Source organism: Streptomyces sp. ISL-11 (genome assembly GCF_018614525.1).
GTDB lineage: Bacteria > Actinomycetota > Actinomycetes > Streptomycetales > Streptomycetaceae > Streptomyces.
This window is the reverse complement of the sequence record NZ_JAGGOL010000215.1, coordinates 1-8,133: the sequence shown is the minus strand read 5'-3', so window position 1 is coordinate 8,133 and position 8,133 is coordinate 1. Positions and strand designations below refer to the sequence as shown.

Sequence of the window (8,133 nt, the reverse complement as noted above, 5' to 3'; positions counted from 1 at the left end):
GGGCACGGCGGCCGGGTCGGAGAGCCCGTCCAGGGGCGCGCCGGGCAGGTCGGCGGCCCAGACGGGTTCACCGCCGGCCTCCGCGTAGGGCGGCAGCAGCCGGGGCGGGCGGGCGGCGAGCTGGGCGAGCCGGCCGAGATCGCGCGGGGCCTCGGCGGCGAGGATCGCGCGGGCGATCCAGCGGGCGGGGGCGCGGGCGGCGCGCAGTTCGGCCTCCTCGTAGGTGGCGAGATAGCCGCGGGTCACCCGCCACCACGCGTGCCGGTAGCCCGGACCGCGGGCGGGCAGTTCGTGGACGTACATGCGCAGGTCGTGGTCGAGGAACTTCACCCGGGCGGCGCGCGCCAGCGGTTTGCTGCCCGCGTCGAGGAAGACGTCCACGCTCCGCCGGTGGGCGCGGACGCGGGCCTGCCAGTTGGCGATGCGCTCGCGGTCGAGGGAGATGGAGGGCGCGGTGGTGTTCCGGCGCACGTACCAGATGTAGACGGTGTCCGGGACGGTCGCCACGCGGGGCGCGGCCGCCATCACCCGGGCGGTGAAGACGAAGTCCTCGTAGATGAAGCGCCCTTCGGGGAAGGCGATGCCGTGTTCGGTGAGGAAGGCGCGCGAGTAGAGCTTGTTGACGCACAGGGTGTCGTGGAGGAGCGCCGGGCGCTGTTCGGGGGAGCGGTGGACGGCGGCCCGGCGGTAGAGGCCGGGCTGCCAGCGGGTGTCGCGCCCCTGGGGGAGTTCGCGGCGCACGCACAGCCCGGCCGCCACGGGCGCCCGGTGCCGCAGCGCGGCGCGCAGGAGCGCGTCGGCCGCGCCCTCGGGAAGCGTGTCGTCGCTGTCCAGGAACATCACGTACGGCGCGGTGGCGGCCCGTACGCCGTCGTTGCGGGGCGTGCCGCAGCCGCCGCTGTTGACGGTGCGGTGGATGACGCGCAGGCGTGGTTCGCGGGCGGCCAGTTCGTCGAGGACCGCGCCCGTGCCGTCGGTGGAGGCGTCGTCCACGGCGACGACCTCCGCGACGGACGGCCCCTGGGCGAGGGCGGAGCGGACGGCGTCGCCGATGTGCGCGGCGTCGTCGAAGCCGATGACGACCACGCCGACCTGCCCGGGCGGAGGCGGGGCGGGCCCGGGGGCGCGGTTTCCGCTGTCGCTTGCTGCCACGAAAGACATCTTTACCTACAAAACGGCGTTAAGTTGGGCATTTGCTGCCCCGACGCGGCCGATCGGAACGGGGAGGGGCCGGGATGGAACGCACAGGGCTGAGGAGGCGAGCCGCGGCGGTGGGGCCGGAGTCACCCGAGGTGCCGACGCAGCGCGTGCGGCCGCGCGTGGGGCGGTGGTGGGCGCGGCGGGCGGGAGGTGAGCCGGCGGGGGCCGGGCGGGGTGCCGGTGGTGAGGACGGCGTGGCGGGGCCGGCTCCGGAACCGCCGCAGGGCGGTGCGGGGCGGGGAGGGGGAAGCGGAGCCGTTGGTCGTCCGACGACCGGGGCCGGTGATGAGGACGGTGCGCAACCGGCGCCCGGTGGTGCGGGGCCAAGGGCCGGAGTTCTGGCTCGCCTTCGCACAGGGCGCCAGGGGCCGCGACGGGCGGGCGGCGCTCCGGCCGGCGCCGGGCAGGGAGCCGGCGGCGAGGATGGTGCGGCCGGGTCGGCTCCGAAAGCGGCGCCGGGCGGTGCGGGGAGCGGGGCGGGAGCCGTCGGTCGTCCTCGCGTCGGGCGGCAGGGCTCGTGGCGCGCGGAGGCCCGGCGGCCTGTCGGCGGCGCGGCCGGGCACGCTCCCGCCGGAACCCCGTCGCATGGCGCCGGCGCGCCGGCTCCGAAGGCCCCGTCCGGCCTCGCGCCGCGTCTCGCCGTGTTCGTCCCCGCCGTTCTCATGCTCGGCATCGGTCTGTGGGGTCTGGACCGCGGCACGATGTGGCGGGACGAGAGCGCCACCTTCCAGGTGGCCCGCCGTTCCGTGCCCGAGATCTGGCACCTGCTCGGCGACATCGACGCCGTGCACGGGCTGTACTACCTGCTGATGCACGCCGTCCTCGCGGTACGGGCCGACGAGATCGCGCTGCGGCTGCCCTCCGTCGCCGCCTCCGCCGTCACCGCCGCGCTCGTCGCCGCCATCGGCTGCCGCCTCGCCCGCCCCCGCGTGGGCCTGTGGGCCGGGCTGCTCTACGCCGGCACGCCGTTCGTCAGCCACTACGCGCAGGAGGGCCGCTCCTACGCCCTGGTCGCCACCGGCGCCGCGCTCGCGACCTGGCTGCTGGTCCGCGCGGCCGAGGCCGGCCCGCCCGGACGCCCGTACGGCCGCTGGGCCGGCTACGGCGCGGTGGTCGCGGTCACGGCGCTGCTCCATGAGTTCGCGATCCTGCTGCTCGCCGCGCACGCGCTGACCCTGCTCGTCTCCCGGGTGCCGGGACGGACCTGGCGCGCCTGGGGCTGCGCTGCTGCCGCCGCGTGCCTGGCGCTGCTGCCGCTGGTGGTCGTCTCCCGGGGCCAGAGCGCCCAGGTGTCCTGGATCAGGACGCCCGGACCGGCGGAGGCCGAAGCGCTCCTGCGCGCCTTCGCGGGCCCCGGCGACCTCGTCCTGACCGTCACCCTCCTCCTGGCCGTCGTGGCGCTCCTCGCCCCGGCACCCGCACCCCGCACCGGCGCCCTCCGCCTGACCGCCGTCGCCCTGCCGCTCGCGCTCGTACCGCCCGTCCTCCTCTACACCGCCGCCCAGTACCAGCCGCTCTTCCTGGACCGCTATCTGCTCTTCTGCCTCGCCGGTGTCCCGCTGCTCGCCGCCGCCGGGGCCGACCGGCTCCTCGGTCTCCTGCCGTGGCGGCACGCCGTGACCGCGGCCGGTGCCGTCGCCGTCGCGGCGGCGTTCGTCTGGCAGCTCCCCGTCCAGGACCGGGCGCGCCTGCCCACCAGCCGCGGCGACGAACTGGCCCGCGTCGCCGGCGTGGTGGGGCGCGTCGCCCGGCCGGGCGACGCGGTGCTGTTCCTGCCGCTGCACGAGCGCCGCACGGCCCTCGCCTACCCGGGCGACTTCGCCGGCCTGCGCGACCTCACCCTCAAGCGGTCGCCCGCCGCCTCCGGCACGCTCTTCGGACAGGAGGTCTCCGCCGGTGAGCTGCGCGCCCGCCTGGCCGGGCTCGGGCCGCACGAGCGCGTGTGGGTGGTGCGGGACACGCAGACGACCGGCACCCGCTGGTTCCGCGCCCAGCGCGCCGAGTACGCCAAGACCACCGAGCTGGAGCGGTTCTGCCGGGAAGCGTCCACGACGTACGTGCGCGGGGGCGCCGTCTCCCTCTGCGTACGGCGCGAGTGACGCCGCCCCCGCACGGCCGGGCCGCTATTTGACCGCGCCCGCCATGACCCCGCTGACGAACTGGCGCTGGAAGGCGAAGAACACCGCGAGCGGCACCACCATGGAGAGGAAGGCACCCGACGCGAGGATGTCGATGTTGTCGCCGAACTGCCGCACCTGCTGCTGGAGCGCCACCGTGATCGGCGGATTGCCGCTGTCCGCGAAGATCAGGGCGATCAGCATGTCGTTCCACACCCACAGGAACTGGAAGATGCCGAGGGAGGCGATCGCCGGTCCGCCCAGCGGCAGCACGACCCGGGTGAACAGCCGCAGCTCGCCCGCGCCGTCCAGCCGCGCCGCCTCCAGCAGTTCGCGCGGGATCTCCGCGAAGAAGTTGCGCAGCAGGAAGACGGCGAAGGGCAGCCCGAACGCGGTGTGGAAGAGCACCACGCCCGGCGTCGACTCGAAGATGCCCAGCGCGTTGAACAGCTTCGCCACCGGGATCAGCGCGACCTGCACCGGCACGACCAGCAGCCCGACCACGGCCATGAACCACCAGTCGCGGCCGGGGAAGTCCAGGCACGCGAAGGCGTAGCCGGCGAGCGCGCCGACGAGGATCACCAGCACCGTCGCCGGCACGGTGATCAGAGCCGTGGTCAGCAGCGACTTCATCACCGTGTCGTTGGCGAAGAGGTCGGCGTAGCTCTGCGTGGTGAGCTGCGCGGGATGGCTGATCGCCTTCCACCAGCCCGATGCCGCGATGTCGGACTTGTCGCGGAAGGAGGACAGGAGCAGCCCGACGGTCGGCGTCAGCCAGAACAGCCCGACGACGATGAGGAAGGCCCGCGTCACCCCGCCGCCGAGCCGGCCGGCGATCCGCGCCGGCAGCGACCGCCTGGCCCGTACGACCGAGTCCACCGTGGTCATCGCTGCCGCTCCCTTCGGATCCGCCGAATATTGACGAGCATCACCGGCAGCACGAGCACCAGCAGGAAGACGGCGATGGCGCTGCCGACGCCCTGGTTGACGTCCGTGCCGAAGGACGACTGGTAGAGCTGGAGGGCCAGCACATTGGCCTTGTCGAGGCTCGCGCCCGGAGCGATGATGTAGACGAGGTCGAAGATCTTCAGCACGTTGATCATGAGCGTGATGAGGACGACCGCGAGGACCGGCGCCAGCAGCGGCACCGTCACCCGCCGGAAGACCTGCCACTCGTTCGCGCCGTCCACCCGCGCCGCCTCCAGCAGCTCGCGGGGCACGCTCGCCAGGCCCGCCGCGATGAGGACCATCGCGAAGCCCGCCCACATCCAGATGTACGCGCCGATGATCGCGGGCGTGACCAGCGAGGGGCCCAGCCAGTCGACGCCGTTGTAGGGCACGGCGAAGTTCGCGGCGGGCAGCCGCAGCAGGGCGCCGTCGGCCGAGGAGGGCAGCGTGAAGGTCCCGTCGGCGGCCGTCGTGGCCGAGGCCACGGTCCTGCCGTCCTTGACCGCCTCCACCGTCACGCCCTTCAGCGCCTTCTCGCCCTGGTCGATCGTGCCCGCCGTGCCCCCACCGCCCCGGGTGAAGTCCCGCCACACCGTCCCGGTGACCTTCCCGGCAACGTCGCGCGCCGGGACGGCGTCCTCGGCACCCTTCATGTCCGCCGGCTTGGCGCCCACCAGCGGCAGCGCGGCCGGCCCGCCGGCCCGTACCGCCGCCCGTGTGGTGAAGGTGCCGTCGCTGTCGGTGAAGAGCCTGTCGTCCCGCGGATGCGCCCCCGGGAAGGGCGGTGGGGCCTTGAAGGTGTCGTGGACGCTCACCCACACGGCGTTCGCGACGCCGCGGTCGGGGTTCTGCTCGTACACCAGCCGGAAGATGATGCCCGCGGCGAGCATCGAGATCGCCATCGGCATGAAGACGACGAGCTTGAAGGCCGTGCCCCAGCGCACCCGTTCGGTCAGGACCGCGAAGATCAGGCCGAGCGCGGTGGCGATGGAGGGCGCGACGATCACCCAGATGACGTTGTTCTTCAGGGCGGTGCGGATCCGGTCGTCGGTGAAGACCTCGTGGTAGTTGTCGACGCCCACGAAACCGTCGCCGGAGGCGTCGAAGAAGCTGCGGTAGACGGAATAGCCGATGGGATAGACGACGAGGGCGCCGAGCAGGGCGAGGGCGGGCAGCAGGAAGCAGGCGGCCACCCACGGCCGGGTGCCCAGCATCCTCCTGGGCCTCTTGGGGGAAGGGGCGGGCGGCCCGGGGGCCGCGGCACCGCCCGCGGTTGCGGTCGACATGAGGGCCGGCTCCCGTCAGCTCTTGAACGCCTTGGCCGCGTCGGACTCCAGCTTCCGCTGGGTGCCCGCCACGTCGCCCGGGTTCTTCAGGAAATCCTGGAGGTGCTTCCACTCGCCCTGGCCCGGCTTGCCGCCGAAGGAGGCGGGCGCCTGGTCGGACATGTCGAAACGGAAGTCGTCGCCCGCCGAGACCAGCGCCCTGGCGATGGAGCGCAGCACGTCATTGGGGTAGGCGGCCTGGTCCAGGTTCTTGTTGGCCGACAGGAAGCCGCCCTCCTTCGCCCACACACCCGCCGCGTCGGGCGAGGCGAGGAACGTCAGCAGCGCCTGCGCCGCCCTGCTGTCCTTGAGCGCCACTCCCACGTCGCCGCCGGTCACCACCGGCGGCTTCGGCCCCACCGCGGGGAAGGGGAAGACCTTGGCGTCCTTGCCGATCTCGGCCCGGGCCCCGAGGATGTTGGCGGCCGCGAAGTCGCCCTCGAAGACCATGCCGGCCTTCGCGTTCTCCCCGCCGCTGAACGTCTGGGTGACCGAGGTGGGGAACTGCGTCTGGATCGCGCCGGTGTTGCCGTCCGCGACCAGCCCCTTCCCGCCGAAGAGCTGCCCCAGGGCGGTCAGCGCGTCCGTCACGGACGGGTCCGTCCACGGAATCTCGTGCCGGGCGAGCCGGTCGTACTTCTCCTGGCCCGCCTGCGAGAGGTAGACGTTCTCGAACCAGTCGGTGAGCGTCCACCCGTCCGCGCCGGCCACCGAGACCGGCGGGATGCCGAAGTCGGAGATCAGCTGGGCGGTGCGCAGGAACTCCGGCCAGGTCCGCGGCTCCTTCGCGCCCGCACCGTCGAAGACCTTGGTGTTGTACCAGAGCAAGGACTTGTTGCTGACCTTGAAGTAGACGCCGTACCGCTTGCCCTCGTACGAGCCGAGGTCCTGCCAGCCCTTGGTGAAGTTCTTCTCCAGCTCGGCCGTGGCCTCGGCGCCGAGCGGTTTGAGCCAGCCCTTGCGCGCGAATTCCTTGAGCACGCCGGGCTGTTGGAGCATCGCCACATCGGGCGGGTCGCCGCCGGCGACCTTCGAACCGACGAAGGCCGACATGTCGTCGCCACTGGGCACGAAGGCCACCTGCGCGCCCGTACGTCTGGCGAACTCGTCCAGGACCTTGGTGAAGCCCTTCTGCTCCGCACCCGTCCACACGGCGGTGACCTTGAGCTTCTGGCCGCCCAGCTTGGGGAGCCGGACGGTGTTCGGGATCAGGTCCGAGGAGCCGGGGGCGGCGGACGGCTTGCCGTCGTCGTCACTGCACCCCGCGGCCGAGAGGGCCAGCGCCCCCGCCGCGAGCAGCGCGAGCGCGCTGCGCGCCCCGCGCACCGTACGAAGCGATGTACGCATTGCCGCCCCTCCCGTACGAGCTCCCCGTCGACGGCCGCCGCACGTCGGCCCGGCCCGCGGCCGCCTCCCGTGCGACAGTCCTACGCCCGCCCGGGAGCTGCCGCAATACCGTCGCCGGTGCCAACGCGCCGATCGTGACCGGGCTGTGATGCCCTGTCATGTCCCCGGCGCCTCACAGCAGCGGTGGTGCCGCCTCCGTCCCCGCCGACTGCGCGGCGCGCTGGAGAGCACTGGCGAGCAGCGCGAGGTCGGTGGGGCCGTTGCCCAGTTCGCGCAGCGGCCGGCGGGTCGGCGGATCGCCCATGCGCTGCCAGTCCAGGGCCACGACCGTCGGGCGGAGCGTCGCCGTCCGGGGGATGCGGCCGGTGACCCGGCCCGCCTGGAAGGGGGTCGTCGCGTCGTCGTCCGGCCGCATCAGCCGGCCCCGGCCGGGTGCCGGATCGCCGCTGCCGTCCGCCGCCGTGCCGTCGGCCGAGGGGGGCGCGATCTCCAGCGTCGCGCGCAGCCCCGCGCGCTCGACCGCCGCCGTGTCGGCCGTGCGCTCCGGGCGTCCCGAGGCGGCCACCAGGTGCACGCCGAGCCGCTCGCCGTCGCGGGCCACGGCCTCCAGGGCCCGTACGACCGAGCCCGCCGCCGGCCGGCCCGTGCTGCCCAGGGCCGGGGCGACCAGCGCGTCGAAGTCGTCGACCAGGACGACCAGGCGCGGCAGGGCCGTCTCGGCCGTCAGCGACGGGCCGTCCTTCTGCGTGCGCAGCTTCAGCGTGCCGCTCGGTGCCGGGTCCAGGTCGCCGGAGCCGTCCATCGGCCGCCGGGGCGCGATGATCCGCTCCGCGGCGACGGCGGCGTGCTGCGCGTGCCAGCCGGTGAAGTCCAGCCGGCCCAGCAGCTCGGCGCGGCGCTTGAGCTCCGAACTGAGCGCCTGCGCGAACTCCCGCATCCGCACCGGGTCGCTGGCCGCGAGGTACGTCGAGACGTGCGGGAGGTCCGTGCACACCCGCAGCCCCTCGCCGCGCTCCGCGCCCCCGCCGTCGACCAGCACGAGCGAGAGCCGGTCGGGGCGGTCGGCGGCCGCGAGGGACGCCGCGAGCGAGCGCAGCAGCTCGGTCTTGCCGCTGCCCGGCCCGCCCTCCACGAGCAGATGCGGGCCGTCCGCCGCCAGGTCCACGGCCAGCGGCCCGTGCGGGCCGGCGCCGAGC

General features: G+C 74.3%; 6 protein-coding genes. 1 reads left to right on the top strand and 5 read right to left on the bottom strand.

All coding sequences use genetic code 11. The annotated features are described in order from the left end of the window. The coding region (locus J7E86_RS30460) for a glycosyltransferase family 2 protein (protein ID WP_308312785.1) at positions 1-1,152 on the bottom strand (1,152 nt) is incomplete at its 3' end. 689 nt (positions 1,153-1,841) lie between these two features. Between J7E86_RS30460 and J7E86_RS30455 the strand changes: the two genes are divergently transcribed. Then, positions 1,842-3,299, top strand: a complete 1,458-nt coding sequence (locus J7E86_RS30455) for a glycosyltransferase family 39 protein (protein WP_308312784.1) — start codon at positions 1,842-1,844, stop codon at positions 3,297-3,299. Between the two features lie 24 nt (positions 3,300-3,323). On the opposite strand, the gene J7E86_RS30450 is transcribed toward J7E86_RS30455, so the two are convergent. The 4 genes from J7E86_RS30450 to J7E86_RS30435 form a co-directional block, all read right to left on the bottom strand. Next, complete coding sequence (locus J7E86_RS30450; protein WP_215086048.1) at positions 3,324-4,205, bottom strand: carbohydrate ABC transporter permease; 882 nt, start codon at positions 4,203-4,205, stop codon at positions 3,324-3,326. Further along, positions 4,202-5,551: a carbohydrate ABC transporter permease gene (locus tag J7E86_RS30445; protein ID WP_215086047.1), complete on the bottom strand. Its 1,350-nt coding sequence runs from the start codon at positions 5,549-5,551 to the stop codon at positions 4,202-4,204. The genes J7E86_RS30450 and J7E86_RS30445 overlap by 4 nt, the downstream gene beginning before the upstream one ends. A gap of 15 nt (positions 5,552-5,566) precedes the next feature. Further along, positions 5,567-6,937 (bottom strand): ABC transporter substrate-binding protein, encoded by a 1,371-nt coding sequence (locus J7E86_RS30440; RefSeq protein ID WP_215086046.1) that lies wholly within the window; start codon positions 6,935-6,937, stop codon positions 5,567-5,569. 172 nt (positions 6,938-7,109) lie between these two features. Then, positions 7,110-8,133, bottom strand: a 1,024-nt coding sequence (locus J7E86_RS30435) for an FtsK/SpoIIIE domain-containing protein (RefSeq protein ID WP_251019910.1), incomplete at its 5' end; no start/stop codon positions are given.

Bases quoted from the DNA above. Each gene is read 5' to 3' on its own strand.
- J7E86_RS30440 (WP_215086046.1), bottom strand. From the start codon at position 6,937: ATGCGTACATCGCTTCGTACGGTGCGCGGGGCGCGCAGCGCGCTCGCG.
- J7E86_RS30445 (WP_215086047.1), bottom strand. From the start codon at position 5,551: ATGTCGACCGCAACCGCGGGCGGTGCCGCGGCCCCCGGGCCGCCCGCC.
- J7E86_RS30450 (WP_215086048.1), bottom strand. From the start codon at position 4,205: ATGACCACGGTGGACTCGGTCGTACGGGCCAGGCGGTCGCTGCCGGCG.